This window comes from Veillonella parvula (assembly GCF_945949885.1).
GTDB classification, from domain to species: Bacteria; Bacillota; Negativicutes; order Veillonellales; family Veillonellaceae; genus Veillonella; species Veillonella parvula_B.
The window spans coordinates 1-25,160 of sequence record NZ_CAMFFZ010000001.1 but is presented as its reverse complement, the minus strand read 5'-3'; the positions used below and the strand labels follow the sequence as shown (position 1 = coordinate 25,160).

Sequence of the window (25,160 nt, the reverse complement as noted above, 5' to 3'; positions counted from 1 at the left end):
ATGAGGTGAATATGAGTAAAAAGCAAACACCTATGATGGAGCAGTATTTAGATATTAAATCTAGATACTCTGAAGAATTACTGTTCTTTCGCTTAGGTGACTTTTATGAATTATTTAATGATGATGCTTTAGTTGCATCTCGTGAACTTAATATTACCTTAACAGGTCGACCTACAGGAGATGAGGAACGCACACCGATGTGTGGCGTTCCTTTTCATGCTGCTGAAAGCTACATTGAAACGCTCGTTAAAAAGGGGTATAAGGTTGCTATTTGTGAGCAATTAGAGGATCCAAAAGCAGTAAAGGGCATCGTTAAGCGCGATGTTATAAAAGTCATTACACCGGGGACGGTGATGACGGAGAATGGCAACGATGCAAGGTCAAATAACTTTTTATCATTATTTTATATGGTAAAAGATGCGTGGATTCTTGTGTTTTCCGATGTATCTACAGGCGAAGTTATTTGGCATCGCATTACAAATTGTGAAAAACGCAGTGATATGTACGATGCACTTAGCATGTATCGACCAAGTGAAATCATATTGCCTGAAGGAACGATATTACCGCAAGATATTCGAGATTTTATTGAAAACCAATTTAGTAATGTCGTATTTTCTCCTTTTTCTACCTACTATACACAGCGTGAAGTAGCTGAAAAAGCTGTAACTCATTTTGGTGATTTAGGCCTTATGGAAGAGGACGTATGGGAAGCTTTAGGTTATATGCTTTTATATTTAGAAGATATAATTAAGTCTGAAATTTCTCATATCAACTATGTACATCAATTAAGTGTAGGTAATCGCCTCATTCTTGATACATCTTCTTTGCGTCACCTTGAAATTACTCACAATTTACGTGATGGTGGTCAAAAAGGTACTTTACTTGATGTGCTAGATCGTACGTTGACACCAATGGGGGCACGCCTTTTAAAACAATGGCTTGAAAGCCCGTTAACTGATGTAAATCAAATTCAACGTCGCCAAGCAGCCGTGGCAGAACTCATTACACGCGGTGCTGAACGCTCTCATATTCAAAGCTTTTTAGATTGTATTTACGATTTTGAACGCATCGTAGGTCGTGTTGAAACCGGATCGGTGTCTCCAAGAGATTTAACAGCACTTCGTGAATCATTAGCAGTTTTACCGGATATTAAGAATGTATTAAGTACATGTTCAAGTCTAGCTTTAACGTCGATTAATGAATGCATTCATGATCATAAAGATATTTATGACTTATTATGTCGTGCTATTGCAGAGCAACCAGCGTTGACATTAAAAGATGGTCGAGTTATTAAAGATGGCTTTAATGCTGATTTAGATGAGCTACGTTCTTTAGCGACTAATAGCGAGCAATGGCTCGCCAAGATGGAAGCGGATATTAGAGAAGCTACAGGGCTTTCAAAAATTAAGACTGGTTATAATAAAGTGTTTGGTTACTATTTTGAAGTATCACATAGTAAATCAGAACAAGTGCCAGATTATTTTATTCGAAAACAAACCTTGGCCAATGCTGAACGTTATATTACACCTGAGTTAAAAGAGTTTGAAATTAAAATTCTCAGTGCAAAAGATAAAATCATTGCGTTGGAGCACGAACTATATCAACAATTACGCAATGATATCAAACTGGTTATTAAAGAGGTACAAGAAACCGCTCGAGCTCTTGCAGACCTTGATGTATTATGCTCATTAGCATTAGTCGGATACGAAGAAAACTATATTTGTCCAACTATTGTTATGAATGGTCAAATCAATATTCGTGATGGTCGCCATCCGGTTATTGAAAAGTTTTTAAAACGAGAGGTGTTCGTACCAAATGATATTGTTCTAAATCATGATGATGAGGAATTCTTACTCATTACAGGCCCTAATATGGCAGGTAAGTCTACTTACATGCGCCAAGCGGCTATTTTAATGATTATGGCACAGATTGGTTCCTTTATTCCCGCTCGTGAGGCCTCTATCTCTCCTGTAGATCGTATTTTTACACGTGTTGGTGCTAGTGATGATATTTCTACTGGTCAAAGTACGTTCATGGTGGAAATGAAAGAGGTAGCTTATATTTTAGAGAATGCTACTCACAATAGCTTGATTATTCTTGATGAAATTGGTCGGGGGACGAGTACCTTTGATGGCTTAAGTATTGCACAAGCCGTAGTGGAACATATTTGTAAGCACATTCATAGCAAGACTTTATTTGCAACGCACTACCATGAATTGATTTGCTTAGAAGAAAACTATAGTAAATTAAAAAATTATACAGTAGCTGTTAAAGAAAAAGGGAAAGATGTTGCTTTCTTGCGCCGTATCATTAAAGGTGGTGCTGATCGCAGTTATGGTATTCATGTTGCTAGATTGGCAGGCTTACCGAATTCTGTATTAAAACGAGCTGAAGTGATTTTGGAATCGTTGGAAGATCAAAGTCACGATGCAAGTGACTTAAATAATCGAGTTATGGGGGCTCAACTTACTAATGTAGCAAAACCAGCTGTTAAGCAAGTTAGTGATTCCCCACTAGGAAATTTATTTACACATTCCGTAGTAGATAGCTTATTGGAAGTCGATGTAATGAGCATGACTCCAATTGAAGCATTAAATAAATTATATGAACTACAAGAGGAGGCTCGTAAAGGAGGTGGGAAATAATGGCAACCATTCACGTATTGGATGAAACGACAATCAATAAGATAGCTGCCGGTGAAGTCGTTGAACGTCCCGCATCAGTTATTAAAGAGCTCATAGAAAACTCTATTGATGCATCAGCTACCAATATAGAGATTGAAATCGGTGATGGTGGTGTAGCATACATGCGTATTACCGATAATGGCATTGGTATGACGGAAGAGGATGCTCGCTTGGCGGTTTTACGTCATGCAACCTCTAAAATTCAACAAGTCGAGGACCTCTTTGATATTGCGTCCTTAGGCTTTCGTGGGGAGGCCTTGGCTAGTATTGCCTCTGTATCTCATTTCTCTTTGACCACTCGTAAAGCAGACTCTGACTTGGGGACTCGTATTATTGTTGATGGTGGCACTTTTACCGATTGTATTCCTTATGGTGCAGCACCTGGTACAACTATCGAAATTAAAGATTTGTTTTATAATACGCCGGCTCGTCGTAAATTCTTGAAAACTGAGCGTACAGAATCCTCTAAAATTCAAGATATTGTAGGAAAATTAGCGCTAAGTAATCCATATATTTCTTTTAAACTTATTATCGATGATCGGGTAGCTATTATTACACCAGGAAATGGAGATATTGGTGATACTGTAGCTGCGCTATATGGATATAAAACCAAGGGTGATATTTTTACAGTTGCCTATGAAAGCGACTCCATTTATATCGATGGCGTAGTGAGTAAGCCCACACTTCTTAAAAGCACAAGGGTATGGCAGACCATTATCGTTAATAATCGAGTGATTTCTGATAAAACTATAATGAAGGCTATCGATAATGCATACCATGCACTATTACCGAAAAATGGTCATCCTTTGGTGGTACTAAATATAACTGTGCCTGCGAGAATGGTTGATATAAACGTACATCCTCGCAAGAGTGAAGTTAAATTTTCTGACGATAAGATTATATTTAAAGCTGTATATCACGGTATCTTAAATGCTTTAAATAACCCACTTCATGAACGATATGAACGAGAGTCATCATCTTATATGACTGGCGCAGTTGCTAACATATCCGAGAAATATGGTAATGATATTGCTAGCAATAGTAACAGTGATATTAAGAATTTTAGATCTGATAGTACATTCTTAGCTGGTAATACTACTTATGATTCTTATCAAGCGCCTACTACTGTACACGATTCGATGCAGTCTGCAGAACATATAGCAACAGCTATAGATTATGATAAGGTCTTTGGTGGGCGCCGTACAAAAGGCTATGAAGTCATGCGCGGTGAAACTTCACAGTTTGTGGAGAACCTTAAAACTAAGGGGTATACACCACCTGCACCAAAGACAACTTATGAACAATCCTCTTTTGTGGAGGAAAGCTTTGCTGCTGTTCCTACTGCATACACTAGTTATACTACGGAAGATGTAGAGAAGTTTAAATCCTTGTCTCATGATATTCGTAACGAAGAGGTAGAAGAGCGTACAATTCATAACTCGGGCTTTTTACCAATGGGGCAAGTTGCATCTTGTTATATATTAGCTAAAAAAGGTGATGATCTATATATCATAGACCAACATGCCGCACATGAGCGTGTGCGTTATGATAAGTTGTGTAAATCTTCTGAATCGATTCCTATGCAATCTATTTTGGTTCCTCAATATAATGAGGCCACAGATGATGAAATGAATTTAGTAGAGGAAGAACGAGAAACATTACTTGATCTTGGTTTCGATGTAGAGTTGGGTGGTCCTACTAAGATAAAATTAGTAGGAGCTCCTGTAGATTTGGTAGAGTCAAAAGCTTTTGAAATTCTCCAATATGTATTCTCTTACTTACATGATCATCAACAGCCTACTAAGGCTCAATTACGACATGAAATGTTAGCCTATGCGTCTTGTAGAGGGGCAATCAAGGCAGGTCATAATTTAAATATGTATCAAATGACTACTTTAATTGAGGACTTATTTAGTACCGAAAAACCATATGTATGTCCTCATGGTCGTCCTACGATAATCAAATTTACACCTGATGAATTAGGTAAATTATTCTTACGGTCTTAACATGAATATATTAACTACAGCCCAAAAATCTAATGAGGCCATTCAAGAGGAAGCCAAAGTGTTGGCTTCCTCTATGCATATGACTTATATAAAAAGAGGAAAATTATCTATACCAGCATTATTTGACGCACATCTATGTGATTACATTGCGGTTCTTTCTGGTAATGGCCTAACCATTCATTTTCCCAATAATCAACAGCATAGTTTTCATTTATCGATGGCTCAATTGCGTATACTACGTTTACAACGTGGAGAAGGGGATCATTTAATTAATACTGTGCAAACAATATTAAATGCTAATCATCCGCTTGGTAAAGAAGAGTTTTCGTTTCTTGATTGTACAATTGGTCTTGGCAGTGACAGTATTGTTGTAAGCTATGCTTTTTCTCAGGCTAAAATAAAAGGCCTAGAAGGTTCTTTACCTATTTGGCTTGCCACATCTTATGGTTTAGCTCATTATTCGCATAATGTGAAAAGTGTGACGGATGCATTACGTCGCATTGAGGTAAGTCATGATACTTTTGAAACCTATGTACCTAATCTTCCAGATGATAGTATAGATATTATTTATTTTGACCCCATGTTTGAGGTTCCTGTAGAAGAGAGTCCTCAATTTAAACCACTTCGTGGACATACAATGGAAAGTCATATTGATGATAAAATTATGGAGGAGGCTATGCGTGTTGCCTCTTGTGGTGTTATCATTAAAGAACGACCGTTTAGTTCGGTCTTTCAGAAATATCCACCTCATAAATGGGTCGGAGGCAAATATAGCCGCATAGGCTATGGTGTATATATGAAGGAGTTATAGTGAATCCCTTAATTACCATCGTTGGACCTACTGCGGTGGGCAAAACGGATCTTACCTTGGAATTAGCTGAACAACTTAATGCCGAGGTTATTTCTGGTGATGCTTACCAAGTATATAAACAACTTAATATTGGTACCGCTAAACCATCGGTGGATGAACTTAATCGGGTGAAACATCATCTCATCGATATACTGGAACCAAATGATTCATATTCGGTATCTATTTTCCAAGATCAAGCTAAAGAGATAATTGCAAGATTAAAAGATAGAAATATTCTTCCTATTCTGTCTGGTGGTACAGGGCTTTATGTTCAATCATTATTGGAGAACTATAACTTTAATGATGTTAAGCCTGATAAAAGTTTACGAGCAGGACTAGATGAGCTATATAATACCAAAGGTATTGAAGGCTTACGAGAATATGCTTTCACATTAGGCAAAGAACAAGATATTGAAATTCAATATACTGATAAACATCGTCTATATCGTGTCATTGAGATCTTGCATAATGGTGATGTAGATTCGTTACGAAATCAGACTAAAGATGGTTTATCCTATAAAGGGCCTGTTATCGGTCTCATGAGAGACCGTGATAAACTATATGAGCGCATCAATTTACGCGTTGATATGATGTTTGATGCAGGCTTGGTTGAAGAAGTGGAACAACTCATAAAATCTGGTGTGAAGCTAGATTGCCAAGCATTTAAAGGTATTGGTTATAAAGAAGTTGTAGACTATATAAATGGCAGTATAACATTAGATGAATGTCGTGATTTGATTAAGAAGAATACACGTCATTTTGCTAAGCGCCAGATTACATGGTATAAACGGATGCCCTATATAGAGTGGATTTATATTGACTGTAATACATCAAAGGATTTTATATTTAATAAAGCTATGGATTTAATTCGTAGAGAAGGATTAGCATGACATTAGAAGAAATACGCAGTAAAGCCCTTGAAATGGCTGAACCTGAATTCAAAAAGTTTGAACCTATTGCATTGGCCAATACAAAAAAAGTATTAGAAGCCTTTAAAGAGTGCCAAGTATCTGATTATCATTTTACGGGTACAACTGGTTATGGTTATAACGATGTAGGTCGTGAGAAATTAGATGAAGTTTTTGCCTATGTATTTAAAGGTGAAAAGGCTATTGTACGACCGCACTTTGTTTCTGGTACACATGCATTAGCAACGACGCTAATTTCTTTGCTGGGAAATGGTTCTAAAGGTACTGAATTTATATATGCTGTTGGGGCTCCTTACGATACGATGCAATCTGTTATCGGTGCATCTCGTGAAGTGCGTGGTTCTTTAGTAGAAAAAGGCTTTATCTATACAGAGGTACCTTTGAAAGATAATGCCTATGATGTAGATGCCATTGCTAAAGCTGTTAATGATAATACTAGAGTAGTGGTTATTCAACGTTCTCGCGGCTATAGCACACGTGAGCCATTATCTATTGCAGATATTAAGATTATTGTAGACTCTGTAAAAGCTAAAAATCCGAATACAATTTGTTTCGTAGATAATTGTTATGGTGAATTTACAGAACTTCAAGAACCTTTAGAAGTTGGTGCAGATATCATGGCAGGTTCGCTCATCAAAAATGCGGGAGGCGGTTTAGCGCCCACAGGTGGTTATATCGTAGGCCGTGAAGATCTTGTTGAAGATGCAGCGTATCAATTGACGGCTCCTGGTTTGGGTGATCATATGGGTTCGTATGCACATGGTTATCGATTATTCTTCCAAGGCTTATTTATGGCGCCTCATGTAGTCTTACAAGCGCTTAAAGGCGCTGTGTATACTGCAGCGGTAGGTGAGTTATTAGGTTATGATGTATTCCCTAAGGTAGATGCAGATCGTTATGATTTGATTCAAGCTATCAATCTGAAAAATGGAGAAGAAATGGAGCATTTCTGCGTAGGTATGCAGGCTTACTCTCCTGTAGATGCTCATGTACATCCAATTCCAGGCGACATGCCGGGATACGAAGATAAAATTATTATGGCTGGAGGTACCTTTGTGCAAGGATCTTCTATTGAGCTGAGTGCCGATGGGCCTGTACGTCCACCATATACGATTTTCATGCAAGGTGGTTTAGTATTTGAACATTCCATGCTTGGTATTTTAGGAGCTGCTGAAGAGCTATTAAAACATAGATAATATTTAGAATCTCTTTCTTTTAGAGAAGGGGATTCTTTTTATTTCAAATCTTTTCAATGTACCTAGTTCTAGGCTATAATATAAGTTGCTATAATTTTATAGCAATACTACTCGGACTTTTACACCGAACTAGTGGTTTACACGTCAGGCTTTCACCCTGATTAGTTTTATGATCAAGCGATCATTAAAAGGAGAAAGTATGGAAAAAGTTATCGCTGTAGCTATGAGTGGCGGCGTAGACAGTTCTCTAACTGCTGCAATGCTATTAAAACAAGGCTATAAAGTATTTGGTATTACTCTATGGTTATGGGTGAGTGGCACGCCCTATGATGAGGTGCCTCTTGCCGTAATAGATGCTAAGAAAATGTGTGATTTTCTTGGTATCGAGCATCATGTAATCGATGCTCGTGATGTATTCTACGAAAATGTAGTAGATTACTTTGTAAAAGAATATGCCTATGGTCGTACGCCAAATCCTTGTGTATTTTGTAACAAGAACATCAAGTTTGACTTGATGCTTAATCGTTCTCTCGAATTAGGGGCCACACATATGGTAACCGGTCATTATGCACAAGTAAATTATAATGAAAAAACAGGTCTATATGAGTTACATAAAGGTGTTGATCCAACAAAAGATCAAAGTTATGTTATGTACAATATGAACCAACGTATTTTGAGTCATCTTATGTTCCCATTAGGTGGTCAATGTAAGACTGAAACACGTAAATTAGCTGTTGAATATGATTTACCAGTAGCTAAGAAACCAGATAGTGTAGATATTTGTTTCTTGCCTCATGGAAACTATCAAAAGCTGGTGGCAGAAGAAATGAAGGGAAAGCCAGAGTCTGGTAATATCGTTACCGAAGATGGTGAAGTGTTAGGTAAGCACAATGGCTTATTTAATTACACTATTGGTCAACGTAAGGGACTTGGTATTGCGTATAAGTACCCATTATATGTTATTGGTTTTAATGGTGACCGTAACGAGGTCATCGTAGGTCCTAACGAACGACTCTTTACAAATCGAATGATTTGTAAGTTCTATAACTTCTTAGATGATACCATTCACAAAGAATTGAAGGCACAAGGTAAGATTCGCTATGCAGCCAATCCTTCTCCTTGTACAGCACGTATTTTAGATGACGATACGATGGAGGTTATCTTTGAAGAACCACAACGGGCGATTACCCCTGGTCAGTCCGTAGCCTTTTATAATGGCACTCAATTATTGGGAGGTGCTGTTATCGATCGCGTATATTAGAAAGGAGAATGCAAGTTCTTTGAACTTGTTTACATAGTATGTCAACGAAAAAAATTCGAAACTTCTGTATTATAGCCCATATCGACCATGGTAAATCTACCATCGCTGATAGATTAATTGAATATACTGGTACATTACAAAAACGTGAAATGGAGGCTCAAGTTTTGGATTCCATGGACCTCGAACGTGAACGCGGTATTACTATTAAAGCGCAATCTGTTCGCATTTTGTATAAAGCGCAAGATGGTGAAGAATATATCTTGAATCTCATCGATACTCCAGGCCATGTCGATTTCAGTTATGAAGTATCTCGTTCTCTTGCAGCTTGTGAAGGGGCATTACTTGTTGTTGATGCTGCTCAAGGTGTGGAAGCGCAAACGTTGGCAAATGTGTATCTAGCTTTAGAACATGATCTTGAAATCATTCCTGTTATTAACAAGATTGATTTGCCGTCAGCAGACTCTGATCGCGTTAAACAAGAAATTGAAGATATTATTGGTTTAGATGCATCTGATGCTGTACTATGTTCTGCTAAATCAGGTATAGGTATCCCGGATATTTTAGAAGCCATTGTAAATAAAGTTCCTGCACCACCAGATAAATCTGATGAGCCAACAAGAGCTTTAATTTTTGATAGCCGTTTTGATGCGTACAAAGGTGCTATTGCCTATGTCCGCGTAAAAGAAGGGTCCATAAAAGCAAAAGATACTATTCGCATGATGCATGATAAAAAGGACTTTGATGTTACAGAACTTGGTATCTTTACACCTAATCTTGTACCTGTACAAGAATTACCATGTGGATCAGTAGGTTGCATTGCAGCTAGTATCAAAAATGTAAAAGATTGCCACGTAGGCGATACTGTAACATTAGCTAATAATCCTGCATCAGAACCTTTGCCTGGTTATCGTAAGGCCGTATCCATGGTGTACTGTGGCCTTTACCCAACAGAGTCTAAAGATTACGAAAACCTTCGGGATGCATTAGAAAAGTTACAGCTAAATGATGCTGCCTTAGAATATGAAGCAGAAACATCATTGGCATTGGGCTTTGGTTTTCGTTGTGGTTTCCTCGGTCTTTTGCACATGGACGTAATTCAAGAACGTTTAGAACGAGAATATAACTTGACGCTTATTACGACCGCTCCATCTGTAAATTACAAAGTGTATAAAACAAATGGAGAAATGCTTGAAGTCGATAATCCTGCTAAATTGCCCCCTCCAACAGAAATTGATTACATTGAAGAGCCTTATGTAAAGGCATCTACAATCGTACCTAAAGATTTCGTTGGTACTATCATGGAGTTATCTCAGGATAAACGCGGTGAATACCAATCTATGGAATACTTAGATGAAACACGCGTATCTGTCGTTTATCATTTACCATTGAGTGAAATCATTTATGATTACTTTGATAAATTAAAATCCGCTACAAAGGGTTATGCATCTCTTGACTATGAATTAATTGGTTATAAACAATCTCCAATGGTTAAGATGGATATTCTATTAAATGGTGATCCTGTGGATGCATTGTCCATTATCGTACATAAAGACCGCGCCGCTACACGTGGTCGTGCATTGACAGAAAAATTAAAAGAACTCATTCCTCGTCAAATGTTTGAAATTCCTATTCAAGCTGCGGTAGGTACAAAAATTGTGGCTCGTGAAACCGTAAAAGCTTGGCGTAAGGACGTTTTGGCAAAATGTTACGGTGGTGATATTTCTCGTAAGCGTAAATTACTAGAAAAACAAAAAGCCGGTAAGAAACGCATGAAATCTGTCGGTTCTGTAGAGATTCCACAAGAAGCATTCATGGCGATTCTCAAGGTTGAGGACTAATATAATGAAAGCAGATTCTAATATTTTGAGTCTGTCTACACTTGGGGATATGGGCTTGTATGTCCATATCCCTTTTTGTAAACAGAAATGTATGTACTGTGATTTTTCGGCCTATCAGAATTTACAAGACTATTACGAAACCTATGTATATGCTTTAGTTCAAGAAGTCGATTTATGGGTCTCTGAACATCCAGAGTCTACATCTAAAGCTATTGATACAATTTATTTTGGTGGAGGTACCCCTACAGAATTATCGATTCAACAACTACAAATGATTCTTGATAAAATCAAAAATACTTTTACAATTACTGATGATTGTCATATGACTATTGAATCGAATCCTGGGGAAGTAAATTTACATTATTTAACGAAACTAGTTAAACTTGGTTTCAATCGTATTAGCTTTGGTGTTCAAACATTTGACGATAAGGCGCTTACCATGATTCATCGCAGTCACAACGAGGAACAGGCAAAACAAGCTGTTTATGATGCTAAAGAGGCGGGCTTTACTGATATCAATATTGATTTGATTTATGGTTTGCCACGACAAACATTAGAGGATATTCAATATAATTTAGATATTGTAAAAGACTTACCGATTAATCATATTTCAACGTATGGACTTCAAGTTGAGGTAGGAACGTATCTATATCATTTAGTACAAAAGAACCTTATTTCTATTCCTAGTGAAACCATTGATGAATCCATGTATGACATGATGATGGACGGATTAAAAGATTTAGGCTTTGAACGATATGAGATTTCAAATTTCGCCAAGACTAATTCCTATAGCCGTCATAATTTAAAATATTGGCACTATGTAGATTATTTAGGCTTTGGTGCTGGTGCTCATTCCTTCTATGACGGAGTACGCCGTAGTAATAATCGTAATGTAATGCCTTATATACAATCAGTTGATCGATATGTAATGCCTACTATCGATACGGAGACGATTACTTTAGAGCGAACTCAAGAGGATTTTTGCTTTTTAGCTCTTCGCACTAAATGGGGCCTTGATGAGCGAAAATTTGAAGATAAATTTGGCGTATCTGTCCATAATTTATTTGGTACTACTTTAGAGGATTTAGTTAGTAAAGGTCTATTAGAGTATCAAAATGGAAGTTATCATTTAACCGCTGAAGGTGCCAAGCATGGAAACTATGTGTTTAGTCAATTTATTCGTGAGTAATTTCTCACAGTTTCTCAAAATCTAATATGTTAGTATAAATAGGATGATGATGAATAAGCATGCTAGATTTGAGGAGGAACGATGAAGACATCTGTAATATTACACGGTTTACATAATGAATTTACTTTAGATCAAATGAAAGCATGCATAGAACTTGCTGAAAAATATGGCGGATCCTTTCGTCATGTTGTAACAGGTATACAAATTACAGGTATTGAAAAAGATGATAAGGAACAGCTAATTTCTGAATTGCCTGATGGCGTGACAACTGTTATTCATAGAGGTGTTAATTCCTTAATTGCCTGTGTAGGTAAAGGCCATTGTAAAAATGGACAAATGGAAACTAAAGAATTAGCTGATTATGTAGAGAGAAAACACTACGGCCGAAAAACATCTCATAAGTGCAAGATTGGCATCAGTGGATGTGGACGTAACTGCCCTGATGCGATGGTGAAAGATATTGCTTTTATTGGTACATCTCAAGGTTTTATGTTGGCTGTTGGCGGTAATACAGGTATGAAACCAGAAGCAGGAAAAATTTTAGCAAGAAAACTAACTATTGAGCAATCTAAAAAAGCTGTAGATATTTTGATTGATTGGTATGCTGAACATGGCGAACCTCGTGAACGTATGGGACAATTGTTAGAAAGACTTGGAAATCCACTTGAAGGTGTAGAACTATAAATTGTAATATTTTTAGTACTAATTACTTTATGGTCCTTAGGCTATACATTTTTACAATCAAAAAGTATTTTTACTGAGAGTTTCATAATAACAAAATTATAATATATATAAACACTTATACTATTTCAGGTTTTAATAATAGAAATTTTATTAGATCAACATATTCCAATGTTTAAATTTGGGGATATGACATAAATGTAGATAGTATAAGTGTTTTCTCATTATTCTGGTTTGATTTTTTGACTAATTAATTAAAAATATAAAATTGTCTTTTTGACTAAATAGATTTTATTTGGCTTTTTAATGATTTTTCTGCTTGACATTTTTTTTGAATATGATAATATTATACATGCGATTAGCACTCAAAGTTTATGAGTGCTAACAAGAGGTGTCATTATGGATGAAAGAAAACAGCGCATCTTGCGAGCCATAATTGAAGACTACGTTAAATCCGCAGAACCTGTAGGCTCTCGAACGATTGCTAAGAATTATGATCTTGGTATCAGTCCTGCTACGGTACGGAACGAAATGTCAGATTTAGAGGAATTAGGCTATTTAGAGCAACCTCATACATCGGCTGGACGTATTCCTTCAGCTAAGGGCTATCGCTTATATGTTGATTCTATGCTGAGTCGACAACCTGTTCCATTACAGGATGCTGAAAAAATTGAAATGTTATGGAAACATTCCAATGGATCAACGAGTGAACTCTTTCTAAATATGGCTAAACTACTTTCACAGGTAAGCCATAGCATGAGTTTATTCTTGGCACCAGCCCATGATAGAGCATTAATCAAATATATTCATGTATTACCGCTAGATAGTCATCAAGCCATTATGGTTGTTATCACTGAAACAGGGGCACTTGATAATGAGTTGATGTACTTTGGTGAAGGTGTTTCACCAGAGCTTTTACAGAGTCTAGCCATACAATTTAGCAATGCACTACAGAATGTAAGTATTGGTCATGTAACGGCTGAGGCTTTAGGAGCTATATTGGTCCATATGAAAGGACCGCAGGGGATTTTATTAATCCTTTCGGAGACATTATTACGAGCTATTAATAAACGTAAGTTGTTCTATTCGGTAGGTACCACAGAGTTGTTAAATCAACCAGAGTTTAAGTCTGTTGAGAAGGTACAACCCTTGCTTTCCTTAGTGGAAGAGCAAAATCAATTAGGACAGTTATTAAAAGATGATTCTCCAACACCTGTTAAGGTCAAGATTGGTATTGAGAACGAAACTGAAGCACTACATTCAATGAGTGTGGTACAAGCTGATTTTACGAATCAAGATCAGCCTATCGGAACTCTTGCTATTCTTGGTCCAACGCGGATGGAATACGGACGTATCATCGGCATGTTGTCCCATATGAAACATATAATGGAAACTATGGTAAAAGAACAAAACAGAAAGGGCATGTAATGGCTGAAGAACAAGACATTAAACAAGAAACAGTGGAGGAAACAGAGAATACTACAAATGTAGAGGAACCAACTGTTGAAAAAACTGAAGAAGCTGTGGCTGATGCTGCTCAAGTGTTAGAAGAGCTTAAAGCCGATTTTGATAATCGCTATAAACGGTTACAAGCGGACTTTGAAAACTTCAAACGTCGTACTAACCAGGAAAAAGAGCAACTTGCAGGATATGTAAAAGGGGATGTATTAACAGACCTTCTTCCTGTATTGGATAACTTTGAACGAGCTGTTCAAAGTCCTGCAGAAGGAGAAGCAAAAGTATTCCTCGATGGATTCATTATGATTCATCAAAATTTGATGGCTATGTTATCTAAACATGGTTTAGCGATTATTGAAGCTGTGGGTCAACCATTTGATCCAAATTTCCATCAAGCGATTATGCGTGTACCGTCAGATGAATATGAATCCGATACGGTGTGTGAAGTATTGCAAACTGGCTATACTGTTGATGGTCGTTGTATACGTCCAGCAATGGTAAAAGTTGTTGAATAGATTATAAAGTTTTAGGAGGTATATATTATGGCAAAGGTAATTGGTATTGATTTAGGTACAACAAATTCTTGTGTTGCTGTTATGGAAGGCGGCGAACCTACGGTTATTACAAATCAAGAAGGTGCACGTACAACTCCTTCCGTTGTTGGGTTTGCAAAAAATGGTGAACGTTTAGTTGGTCAATTGGCTAAACGTCAAGCCGTATCTAATCCAGAAAACACAATCATTTCTATTAAACGTCACATGGGTACAGACTACAAAGTAACTGTAGAAGGTAAATCTTATACTCCTCAAGAAATTTCTGCAATGATTCTTCAAAAAATCAAAGCTGACGCAGAAGCTTACTTGGGTGAACCTGTAAAACAAGCTGTTATTACTGTTCCAGCATACTTTACAGATGCTCAACGTCAAGCTACAAAAGATGCTGGTGCTATTGCAGGTCTTGAAGTACTTCGTATTATCAACGAACCTACAGCAGCTGCTCTTGCATATGGTGTAGATAAAGATGAAGATGGTAAAGTTCTTGTATTTGACCTTGGTGGTGGTACATTCGACGTATCTATCCTTGAACTGGGGGATGGTGTATTTGAAGTATTGGCTACATCTGGTAATAACCATCTTGGTGGCGATGACTTCGACCAACGCATTATGAACTACCTTATTGAAGAGTTCAAAAAGGAAACAGGTATCGATTTATCCAATGATAAATTAGCTGATCAACGTTTAAAAGAAGCTGCTGAAAAAGCAAAAATTGAGTTGTCTGGTGTAGCTAGTACAAATATCAACTTACCATTTATTACAGCTGATGCTACAGGCCCTAAACACTTGGATGTAACATTAACTCGTGCTAAATTTGAAGAATTAACTGCTGACTTAATACAAGCGACTATTGAACCTACTCGTAAAGCTATGAGCGATGCTGGTTTATCTGCATCCGATATCGATAAAGTATTGTTAGTTGGTGGTTCTAGCCGTATTCCAGCTGTACAAGAAGCTATCAAAAAAGTATTGGGTAAAGAACCAACTAAAAACGTTAACCCTGATGAATGTGTAGCTATTGGTGCTGCTATTCAAGGTGGCGTATTAGTAGGTGAAGTTAAAGATGTATTGTTACTTGACGTAACGCCATTGTCCCTTGGTATCGAAACAATGGGTGGCGTATTCACACGTATTATTGATCGTAACACTACAATCCCTACATCTAAATCTCAAGTATTCTCTACTGCAGCAGATAACCAACCATCTGTAGATATCCATGTATTACAAGGTGAACGTGAGTTCGCAGCAGATAATAAAACATTGGGTCGTTTCAACTTGGATGGTATCCCAGCTGCTCCTCGTGGGGTTCCTCAAATCGAAGTAACATTCGACATTGATGCTAATGGTATCGTACATGTAAAAGCTAAAGATTTGGGTACTCAAAAAGAACAAAAAATTACCATTACTTCTTCTAGCGGTTTGAAAGAAGAAGAAATTGACCGCATGGTTAAAGAAGCTGAAGCTCATGCAGCAGAAGATAAAGCTAGAAAAGAAGAATTAGATGTTAAAAACAATGCTGATTCCTTAGTATATCAAGCTGAGAAAGCATTGAAAGACCTTGAAGGTAAAGGCGATGCTGCTTTGATGAAAGAAGTAGAAGAAGCGAAAGATAAATTGAAAAAATCTATCGAAGCTAGCAATATCGAAGACATCAAAAAAGATAGTGAAGCTTTGGAACAACCATTACATAAATTAGCAGAACAAATGTATGCAGCAGCTCAACAAGCTCAACAAGCAGCTGGTGCTACAGATCAAGGTCAACAACAAACAAAATCTGATGACAATGTAGTTGATGCTGATTACACAGTAGTGGATGACGACAAGAAATAAGAAGGGTTGGTAACGAATGGCACGTGATTATTATGACATCCTAGGGGTTAGTAAAAATGCCTCTCAAGATGAAATCAAAAAAGCCTTCCGTAAAAAGGCACGCCAATACCACCCAGATGTAAATAAAGACAATCCAAAGGAAGCTGAAGCAAAGTTTAAAGAAGCTAACGAAGCTTACGAAGTCTTGTCTGATGAAACTAAAAAAGCTCAATATGACCAATTCGGCCACGACGCTTTCAAACAAGGAGGCGGCGCTGGTGCCGGTGGTTTCCAAGGTGGCTTCGGCGGTTTCGGCGGTCAAGCTGGAGGCTTTGGTGATATCTTTGGCGACATTTTTGGTGGCATGTTTGGTGGTGGACGCCAACAAGGCCCTCAAAAAGGTAATGACTTGCGTGAAGATATCGATATTTCCTTTGAAGATGCAGCCTTTGGTAAATCTATGGAAATTGAAGTGCATCGTCATGAAGAATGTGATCACTGTCATGGTACTGGTGGTGAACCAGGCTCTCGTGTCGATACTTGTCCAAACTGTCATGGTTCTGGTCAAGAAACGGTTATTCAAAATACTCCATTTGGACGTATGCAGTCCGTTCGCACTTGTTCTCGCTGTCATGGTACGGGTAAAAGCATTGAAAAACCTTGCTCTAAGTGCCGTGGTACTGGCGAAATGTTGGCTAAACGGAAGATTTCCATTAAGATTCCAGCTGGTGTAGATAGCGGATCTCGCTTACGTGTAGCTAATGAAGGGGAACCTGGTATTTTAGGCGGCCCTAAAGGGGACCTTTATGTATATATCTTTGTTCGTCCGCATAAGGAATTTGAACGAAATGGTAATGACGTTATTAGCCGTGTAAATATTAGCTTTGCTCAAGCTGCTCTTGGTGCGACTATACAAGTTAACACCTTAGATGGTAAAGTAGAGCTAAAGATTCCGGAAGGTACTCAAACGGGAACGGCATTCCGCGTAAAGGGCAAAGGTATTCCATATTTGCGTAACCCTAATCAACGAGGGGACCAACATATTGTGGTAACTGTCCAAACGCCTAAGAAGTTGACAGATACTCAACGTGAGCTATTGCTACGCTTTGCAAATGAAAGTAATGAAGACGTTAATAACTTACAAGTGAGTAAAAGTCTCTTTGAAAAAATCAAGGACTGTTTAATAAAATGAACAGCTCATGTGAAGGAATGGTTTGTTCCATCACATTCCCTATAAAGGAGCATATATGCAATGGATAGAAATATCCGTTGTCTGTGAAAGAGTAGCCACCGATGAGGTGACTACTCTTTTTGACGATTATACAGACAATGGAATTATAGAAGAAGATGTTGAAAATCAGCCTAATTTAATAAAATTAACTATGTACGCTGATTCATCATTCGATATGGATATGATTAAGGCGGATTTAGAAAAACGTCTTACAGAGGATAATATTAAGGTTATATCAATAGATACAGATATTCTTGATGAGTCAACTTGGTTAAACTCTTGGCAACAATATATTGAACCTACAGAAATTTTACCTAACTTAGTCATTAAACCTGCTTGGCAAGATTACGATAATGTAGATAATAAGAATATTATTGAAATCGATTCAGATATTTCCTTTGGAACTGGTGCTCATGAAACGACAAGAACTTGTGCTGAACTTTTAAAAATTTATAGTGCGCCTATGGACCTTGATAAGGTAACTTGTTTAGATATTGGTACGGGAACAGGTATACTTTTATTAGTAGCATCTCACTTAGGTATTAAAAAACTTGTAGGTATTGACATAGAGGAGTATGCTGCAAATCAGGCTCGAATTAACTGTGAGAATAATCATGTATCTACTGAAATTATTTGTGGTAATTTGGATAGTGATTTCAATGGTACTGCCCAATTAATTTTAGCTAATCTAACAGTAGATCCGCTTAAAATACTATTACCTCAAATTGGTAAGAAACTAGATGATAAGGGCATTTTGATTATCAGTGGCATTATTGATGACCGTCATGATGAAATTATGCCATATATTGAGGCTAATTGGCATATTCTTGAGGAGCGCATTGCAGGGCCTTGGCATACATTTGCGCTAAAAAAACGATGAAAAAGATTTTTATTCCTACACCATTAGATGAAATAATAGAATTACCAAAAGATGTGACACATCATGTGTTACATGTATTTCGTCATAATATTGAGAAACCTATAACAGTTACAGGCAGTGATAATCGTTGTGGCATGTATCAGATTATTGAAGAGATGGCTGGAAAAGCGCAAGCGAAACTTATTGAATATATTGAGGGGGCAGCAGCATCATACAGAATGATTCTTGTACAATCCATCTTAAAAGGTGAAAAGTTAGAATGGGTTTTACAAAAAGCAACAGAGTTAAATGTGGATACAATTTATCTTGTGCCCACAGCTAACTGTGTAGCTAAATATGATGAAAAAAAGCTTCAATCAAAAGTAAATCGTTGGGAAAAAATTATGCTAGAAGCAGCTCAACAATGCGGAAGAAATCATTTGCCTACACTCGTAGTAGGTGAGACCCTTATACAAGTATTAGACATTGAATCTGAAGCTCTAAAATTGGTAGCTTATGAAAATGAAGATGGGCATACAATTAAAGATATACTTAAAACGGTACATTCCGATGAGTCAATAACTGATATTTTAATTTGTATAGGTCCTGAAGGGGGCTATCAAGAGAAGGAAATCAATGCTATTATAGATAGTGGTGGAAAATCGGTATCGCTTGGTAATACAATTTTGCGAGCTGAAACTGCTGCCATTGGATCATTAGCAATGATTCAATATGAATTAGAACTATAAATTAAACAAGAATAGAGAGGTGCAATGAAAACCGTTGCTTTTACAACCTTGGGGTGCCGTGTAAATCAATATGATACGGATGCTATGAAAGGTTTATTTTTACAAAATAATTACGAAGCGGTAGACTTCGATGAAAAAGCTGATATATATGTAATTAATACATGTTCTGTAACGAATATGGGGGAAAAGAAATCCCGTCAATTAATTCGCAAGGCGAAGCGTCAAAATGAAGACGCTTATGTTATTGTAACTGGTTGTTATGCTCAGCTTGATCCGGATGCGATTGCCGCTATCGATGGTGTTAATCTCGTTATCGGTACCAATAATCGTTCTAAAATCGTTGAGCTAGTAGAACAGTTAGAGTCTACAGAACGACAAATCAATGCTGTACGAGATATTATGAAAGAGTCTAACTTTGAGGAAATGCCATTATTTGGTAATGAATCTGATAAGGCTCGTGCTTTCATGAAAATTCAAGAAGGTTGTAATAACTATTGCTCTTTCTGTATCATCCCATACACTCGAGGTAAATTAAAATCTCGTAAAATAGAAGATATTGTGGAAGAGGCAAAACGTTTAGTTGGCCATGGCTTCCATGAGATCGTATTAACCGGTATTCACTTAGGGAACTACGGTGTAGAACTACCAGGTCGTCCTACCTTGGCTGATGTGGTAAAAGCATTACTAGAAATTCCTGAGTTGTATCGTATCCGTTTTGGCTCCATTGAATCTGTTGAGGTTTCCGATGAACTTGTGGAATTAATGGCTACAGATAAACGAGTATGTCCAAATCTTCATTTGCCATTACAAGCCGGTTCTGATCACGTATTAAAGTTGATGAGACGTCACTATACTTTACAAGAGTATAAGGATCTCATTGCAAAATTGCGTTCTCGTATTAAAGACTTATCTATTACGACTGACATTATTGCTGGTTTTCCACAAGAGACCGATGAAGACTTTGAGGAAACGTTAAACACTGTTCGTGAAATAGGATTTACTCATATCCATGCGTTCCCATATTCCATTCGTGAAGGTACACCTGCAGCAACTATGCCTGATCAAATACCAGAAGCAGTGAAGAAGACTCGTGTAGCACTTTTAAATGGCCTTAGCCAATCTGGTTATGAAATGTACGCAAAATCTCGCATTGGTAAGCCTGGTGAGATTCTCATCGAAAAAGAAGAGAATGGTTACTACATGGGCTTAACAAATGAGTATGTAAATGGTAAAGTTAAGTCTGATGGGACACGTAAAATTGGTGATCTCGTTGGTGGAACTGTTGTAGATTTAGAAGATAATTATTTAATTATTGAGTAAGGAGTCAGATTATGAGTGACTGCATTTTTTGCAAAATTATTAATGGTGAAATTCCGTCTAAAAAAGTGTTAGAAAATGATAAATTCTATGCTTTTCATGATATTCAACCTGTAAAAAAAGTTCATGTATTAATCGTGCCTAAAAATCATGTGTCTAATATTGCACATCTTAATGAAAAGAATGCAGATTATGTTGAAGGGTTACTGCCATTTGTTCGTGATGTAGCAAAAGAGCTTGGCATTTCTAAAGATGGTTATCGTTTGATTTTTAATACTGGTGAAAAAGCAGGCCAAACTGTATTCCATATGCATGCACACCTTTTAGGTGGAGAAGAAATGGGCTGGCCAGAAGCTTAATTTTGAGTATTATGTATTCTTTTTATAATACTCATTAAAAAGCCTATAAAATATACTTGAAAATATTGACAATATCTATACCTATACATATAATATTATATGTGCGTATGTAAATTATCAGCACTTCCCGAGATTATTTTTGGAGGGAGGGATATAGATGTCTGAAATCAAAGTCGGTAAAAACGAAACGCTTGAAAGTGCTCTTCGTCGATTCAAACGCTCCTGCCAAAAAGCGGGTGTTTTGTCTGAAGTAAGAAAACGCGAACACTATGAAAAACCAAGCGTAAAAAGAAAGAAAAAATCTGAAGCAGCAAGAAAACGCAAATTCAGAGCATAAGATGATTACCCTAATTCTGCCTTTTCATGGCTTCATGAAATCCAGAATTAGGGTTTCTTTATTATATAAACAAGGAGGAATTATGAGTTTAAAAGATCAATTAAAGGAAGATATGAAAGCAGCCATGAAAGCTCGTGAAGAAGGTAAAATAGCGTTATCTGTAATTCGTATGGTCAATAGTGCCATAAAAAATACAGAAATTAATGACAAAATTGAGTTAGATGATGCTGGCATTCTTGGTATTTTAGCTAAGGAAATGAAAACTCGTCAAGATTCTTTAACAGAATTTGAAAAAGCGGGCCGTGAGGATTTAATTAGTCATGTAAAAGAAGAAATGGCTGTATTACAAAAATACTTACCAGAGCAATTGAAAGAAGATGAAATTCGTATAATTGTACAAGAAGCCATTGCTGTATGTGGTGATAACGTAAATATGGGTAATGTTATGAAACATGTAATGCCAAAAACAAAAGGGCGTGCAGATGGTAAGATTGTCAATAACATTGTTAAAGAATTACTTGGATAATATAAATTGATATCAACGACTATTCTATATATACTAATTGATTATAGTTTATAGTAATAGGTGTGTTAGAGGTAACTTTTAGAGAATAATGAAATTCTATAGAAAGTTATTGACATATATTTTCAACATATGATAATATGAACTCAATAAAATAATTGGTCAACGAAGACTCCACTTTAGATATATAGATTTATATATTTATTTGTTGGAGTCTTTTTCTTTTAGGAGGAAAAAATATGTCGACAACTAACGAATTATTATATTACATTCCAGCAGGTCAATATGGGAAGGAAGGCGTTCTTGCATTATTAGAACAACATCCTGAAATCAAGTTCGTATCTCTTGTAGGTATTGACTTAGCAGGTAATGATACTGATGAAAAAATTCCTATGTCAGCATTCTTCGATGACTACGAATCTTTCTTTGAAGGTCGTGCTGTTCAAACAGATGGTTCCTCTGTAGTGCTTACAAATATTGCTACATTAAATAATGCTCGTGTAGATATGTGGGGCGATCCAAGTGTAAACTGGTTTGTTGATTACAACTACGAAAATATCGATCCTGTTACAGGATTACCAACTGGTACACTTCGTATTCCTGCATTCTTGATGCATAATTACCGCTATGTAGATTCTCGTTCTATTTTAAAACGCAGCTGCGACTATGTTCGTGCTGAATTATTAGCTTTGATTAAAGAACATGGCTTATCTGGTATGCCGCATGTGAAAGCTGATGAAGTTGTAGATATCATTTTCACATCTGCAACAGAACTAGAATTCTGGGTAAAAACTCCATCTAGAACAGTTACCAAAAAAGAATTATCCGTATCTCAAAAATTACAGGAACAATACTGGCAACGTACTCATGGTACAGTTCGTACTGCATTAGAACAAGCTGTTGAACGTCTTGATAGATATGGTATGGTTGCTGAAATGGGGCATAAAGAAGTAGGTGGCGTTAAAGCTAAACTTGATGAAGATGGTCATGAAGCAGTTGTATTAGAACAATTAGAAATCGACTGGAAATTCTCAAATAATCCATTACAAACAGCAGATAATGAATTACAAGCTCGTATCATTGTTCGTGAAGTATTCCGTGAAAATGGTCTTGATGTAACATTTAATGCAAAACCAATAATTGGTGTAGCTGGTTCTGGTGAACATACTCATTTTGGTGTTATGGCTAAATTAAAATCGGGTAAAGTTGTTAACTTATTTAGCCCAGAAGATATGCGTAAAGAATCTGCCAGCTCTTTAGGTATTGGTGCGATTATGGGGCTTCTAAAACACTATGAAGCCATTAATCCATTTATCAGCTCTACAACAGATTCTTTAAACCGTTTAAAACCTGGGTTTGAAGCGCCAGTATGTATTGTTACATCTTTAGGTACTGATCCATCTGAACCTAGCCGTAACCGTACAATCCTTTGCGGTTTGATTCGCGATATCGATAACCCTATGGCGACACGTTATGAATTACGTTCTCCAAATCCTTACACTAATACATATACTGCTTTAGCATTAATCTTTATATCTGCATTTGATGGTATGAAATATGCTATTACATCTGGTAAAACACAAGCTCAATTGGAAGCAGAACTTTCCAAAGAAGTAGGTGAAACATCTGATTATCTTGCTACAAATCGTGCATACCGTACTGAAAAAGATGTGTTTGATGATTTCACACAAGAAGAACGTAATCAAATGTTTGGTGTTGCTCCAGCTACTGTATGGGAAAATATAAAGGGTTACCAAAATAATCCTGAATTAGTAGAAACATTGGCTCAAGGCAATGCATTTGCTAAAGATTTAATGGACTCCTTTATTGCCTCCATTCTTAAACGTTGGAAACTAGTATTAGCTAACCGTTTAATCCCAAACAATTTGGATACAGTTCGTAGCATGGTTGCAATTCATACTGACAGCCGAAATAGTGTAGATGATAAACGCTTTGCAGAAGTTAATGACTTACGTTTCTACCTTGCTAAAGATAGTGATGATCGTAAATCCTTATTCACTCGTTTAATCGATGCACTTAATGATGGTGAATATGATTTAGCATCCCAATTACAAATCGAAATGAATGATAAAATGGAAGAATTAGAAACTAAGTACGCTAATTACGCTAAAAATATTTTCTAAGATGCTAGTCGATAGTGTTAAAATAAAAGAGACTCTACTGATGTGTAGAGTCTCTTTTATGCTATTACGATTTGTTATTAAGAAATTTTTCTACCAGTACTAGGCAACAAACTAGAACTAGAATAGAAATAGACCATAATAACATGTCCAAAGCTGATTCATGATCGATAATTAGTAAACGAACAATGGCGGTAATGCCAATATATAAGAAGAAATCGAGAGGAAAATGGAAGTTATTCTTAAAGTACTTAATTATGAGTGCAATAAATTCAAAGTAGAGAAAGAAGGTAATTATCTCTTCAATCAATAATGAATAAGTACTATAGCCTTGAATATTGGCCCATGCAATAAAACCAAAGTTTACTAAACTATTGATTAAAGCAATGCATAAACCAATGCCAACACCAATAAGTGCAATATTTTTAATGGTTAATATAAGCTGAGAAATACGAATCCACATACATACTCCAATTAAAATAATAAAATTACTATAGGACATATAAAAAGACCGTACACCGTACGGTCTTTTTACCTTTATATTAAGCTATTAGCAAAAATCCTAAGATTAGATATCAGCCTTAATAGCTTCTAATGCAGCATCGAAGTTAACTGCTTGAGTTACTTCTGGTACATATTCAACATAAGTTACTTTGTTATCTTTGTTGATTACTACAACGCCACGAGTTAAAAGACGAAGCTCTTCAATCAAGAAACCGTAGTTTTCACCGAAGGAAGCATTCTTGTGGTCAGACAAAGTAATAACTTTATCTACGCCCGCAGCACCACACCAACGTTTTTGAGCGAATGGTAAGTCCATAGAAATTGTCAATACGACTACATCTTCGGAAAGAGCTGTTGCATCTTGGTTGAACCAACGAGTTTGAGCATCACAAACACCTGTATCAAGGGAAGGAACAACGGAGATAACTTTTACTTTACCTTCGAAGTCTTTTAAAGTTTTAGCTTGCAAGTCATTACTCAATACAGTGAAGTCTGGAGCTTGTTGACCTACTTTAATTTCTGGGCCAACTAATGTGATAGGGCCACCTGCAAATGTTACTACGCCAGTACGTTTTTCCATGTTTTATTCCTCCTAAGAGTTTTAATTCTAATTATGTAAGATAAAATTTCTTTCTTAAATTGCAATATGAAATTGAACAGTATCCAAATCTACAATTCTATTAAC

22 protein-coding genes are annotated in these 25,160 nt (G+C 36.7%); 20 read left to right on the top strand and 2 right to left on the bottom strand.

The window, feature by feature from the left end; translation table 11 throughout:
• Window positions 1-11 precede the first annotated feature (11 nt).
• From mutS to Q7O55_RS00015, 20 genes are all read left to right on the top strand, one after another.
• Window positions 12-2,645: a DNA mismatch repair protein MutS gene (gene mutS, locus Q7O55_RS00110; protein ID WP_303927507.1), complete on the top strand. Its 2,634-nt coding sequence runs from the start codon at window positions 12-14 to the stop codon at window positions 2,643-2,645.
• Window positions 2,645-4,690, top strand: coding sequence for a DNA mismatch repair endonuclease MutL (gene mutL, locus Q7O55_RS00105; RefSeq protein ID WP_303927505.1), 2,046 nt, complete (start codon window positions 2,645-2,647; stop codon window positions 4,688-4,690). The genes mutS and mutL overlap by 1 nt, the downstream gene beginning before the upstream one ends.
• A gap of 1 nt (window position 4,691) precedes the next feature.
• The gene (locus Q7O55_RS00100; protein ID WP_303927503.1) at window positions 4,692-5,501 is read left to right on the top strand and encodes a class I SAM-dependent methyltransferase; all 810 of its coding nucleotides are present in this window, start codon (window positions 4,692-4,694) and stop codon (window positions 5,499-5,501) included.
• Window positions 5,501-6,430, top strand: a complete 930-nt coding sequence (gene miaA / locus Q7O55_RS00095) for a tRNA (adenosine(37)-N6)-dimethylallyltransferase MiaA (RefSeq protein ID WP_303927501.1) — start codon at window positions 5,501-5,503, stop codon at window positions 6,428-6,430. The genes Q7O55_RS00100 and miaA overlap by 1 nt, the downstream gene beginning before the upstream one ends.
• The gene (locus tag Q7O55_RS00090; protein ID WP_303927500.1) at window positions 6,427-7,665 is read left to right on the top strand and encodes a methionine gamma-lyase family protein; all 1,239 of its coding nucleotides are present in this window, start codon (window positions 6,427-6,429) and stop codon (window positions 7,663-7,665) included. The genes miaA and Q7O55_RS00090 overlap by 4 nt, the downstream gene beginning before the upstream one ends.
• Window positions 7,666-7,864: 199 nt before the next feature.
• Complete coding sequence (mnmA, locus tag Q7O55_RS00085) at window positions 7,865-8,926, top strand: tRNA 2-thiouridine(34) synthase MnmA (RefSeq protein ID WP_303927498.1); 1,062 nt, start codon at window positions 7,865-7,867, stop codon at window positions 8,924-8,926.
• Between the two features lie 38 nt (window positions 8,927-8,964).
• Complete coding sequence (gene lepA / locus Q7O55_RS00080) at window positions 8,965-10,764, top strand: translation elongation factor 4 (protein ID WP_303927496.1); 1,800 nt, start codon at window positions 8,965-8,967, stop codon at window positions 10,762-10,764.
• A 4-nt stretch (window positions 10,765-10,768) separates the two neighbouring features.
• Entirely contained in the window at window positions 10,769-11,953 is a 1,185-nt protein-coding gene (hemW, locus tag Q7O55_RS00075; RefSeq protein WP_303927494.1) for a radical SAM family heme chaperone HemW, read from the top strand.
• 81 nt (window positions 11,954-12,034) lie between these two features.
• Window positions 12,035-12,637, top strand: a complete 603-nt coding sequence (locus tag Q7O55_RS00070) for a nitrite/sulfite reductase (RefSeq protein WP_303927492.1) — start codon at window positions 12,035-12,037, stop codon at window positions 12,635-12,637.
• Between the two features lie 396 nt (window positions 12,638-13,033).
• On the top strand, window positions 13,034-14,062 hold the full coding sequence (gene hrcA / locus Q7O55_RS00065; protein WP_303927490.1) for a heat-inducible transcriptional repressor HrcA: 1,029 nt from the start codon (window positions 13,034-13,036) through the stop codon (window positions 14,060-14,062).
• On the top strand, window positions 14,062-14,607 hold the full coding sequence (gene grpE, locus Q7O55_RS00060) for a nucleotide exchange factor GrpE (RefSeq protein ID WP_303927488.1): 546 nt from the start codon (window positions 14,062-14,064) through the stop codon (window positions 14,605-14,607). The genes hrcA and grpE overlap by 1 nt, the downstream gene beginning before the upstream one ends.
• A 27-nt stretch (window positions 14,608-14,634) precedes the next feature.
• Window positions 14,635-16,476: a molecular chaperone DnaK gene (gene dnaK, locus Q7O55_RS00055; protein ID WP_303927487.1), complete on the top strand. Its 1,842-nt coding sequence runs from the start codon at window positions 14,635-14,637 to the stop codon at window positions 16,474-16,476.
• 16 nt (window positions 16,477-16,492) lie between these two features.
• The gene (gene dnaJ / locus Q7O55_RS00050; RefSeq protein ID WP_303927486.1) at window positions 16,493-17,647 is read left to right on the top strand and encodes a molecular chaperone DnaJ; all 1,155 of its coding nucleotides are present in this window, start codon (window positions 16,493-16,495) and stop codon (window positions 17,645-17,647) included.
• A 55-nt stretch (window positions 17,648-17,702) separates the two neighbouring features.
• On the top strand, window positions 17,703-18,566 hold the full coding sequence (locus Q7O55_RS00045) for a 50S ribosomal protein L11 methyltransferase (protein WP_303927484.1): 864 nt from the start codon (window positions 17,703-17,705) through the stop codon (window positions 18,564-18,566).
• Entirely contained in the window at window positions 18,563-19,294 is a 732-nt protein-coding gene (locus Q7O55_RS00040; protein WP_369691697.1) for a 16S rRNA (uracil(1498)-N(3))-methyltransferase, read from the top strand. Before Q7O55_RS00045 ends, Q7O55_RS00040 begins: the two co-directional genes overlap by 4 nt.
• 24 nt (window positions 19,295-19,318) lie before the next feature.
• Complete coding sequence (gene mtaB, locus Q7O55_RS00035) at window positions 19,319-20,614, top strand: tRNA (N(6)-L-threonylcarbamoyladenosine(37)-C(2))-methylthiotransferase MtaB (protein ID WP_303927482.1); 1,296 nt, start codon at window positions 19,319-19,321, stop codon at window positions 20,612-20,614.
• An 11-nt stretch (window positions 20,615-20,625) separates the two neighbouring features.
• A complete protein-coding gene (locus tag Q7O55_RS00030) occupies window positions 20,626-20,970 on the top strand; it encodes a histidine triad nucleotide-binding protein (protein ID WP_195394787.1) in 345 nt (114 codons plus the stop codon).
• 157 nt (window positions 20,971-21,127) lie between these two features.
• Window positions 21,128-21,307 carry a 30S ribosomal protein S21 gene (gene rpsU, locus Q7O55_RS00025; protein WP_004695751.1) on the top strand — a complete coding sequence of 60 codons (180 nt, stop codon included), beginning with the start codon at window positions 21,128-21,130 and terminating at the stop codon, window positions 21,305-21,307.
• 82 nt (window positions 21,308-21,389) lie between these two features.
• Window positions 21,390-21,833 (top strand): GatB/YqeY domain-containing protein, encoded by a 444-nt coding sequence (locus Q7O55_RS00020; protein ID WP_303927480.1) that lies wholly within the window; start codon window positions 21,390-21,392, stop codon window positions 21,831-21,833.
• A 236-nt stretch (window positions 21,834-22,069) separates the two neighbouring features.
• The gene (locus tag Q7O55_RS00015; protein WP_295814227.1) at window positions 22,070-23,974 is read left to right on the top strand and encodes a glutamine synthetase; all 1,905 of its coding nucleotides are present in this window, start codon (window positions 22,070-22,072) and stop codon (window positions 23,972-23,974) included.
• Window positions 23,975-24,038: 64 nt separating this feature from the next.
• Here Q7O55_RS00015 and Q7O55_RS00010 read toward each other — a convergent pair whose 3' ends face one another.
• Complete coding sequence (locus Q7O55_RS00010; RefSeq protein ID WP_008600892.1) at window positions 24,039-24,434, bottom strand: phosphate-starvation-inducible protein PsiE; 396 nt, start codon at window positions 24,432-24,434, stop codon at window positions 24,039-24,041.
• A 105-nt stretch (window positions 24,435-24,539) separates the two neighbouring features.
• On the bottom strand, window positions 24,540-25,055 hold the full coding sequence (gene tpx, locus Q7O55_RS00005) for a thiol peroxidase (RefSeq protein ID WP_303927476.1): 516 nt from the start codon (window positions 25,053-25,055) through the stop codon (window positions 24,540-24,542).
• Window positions 25,056-25,160 lie beyond the last annotated feature (105 nt).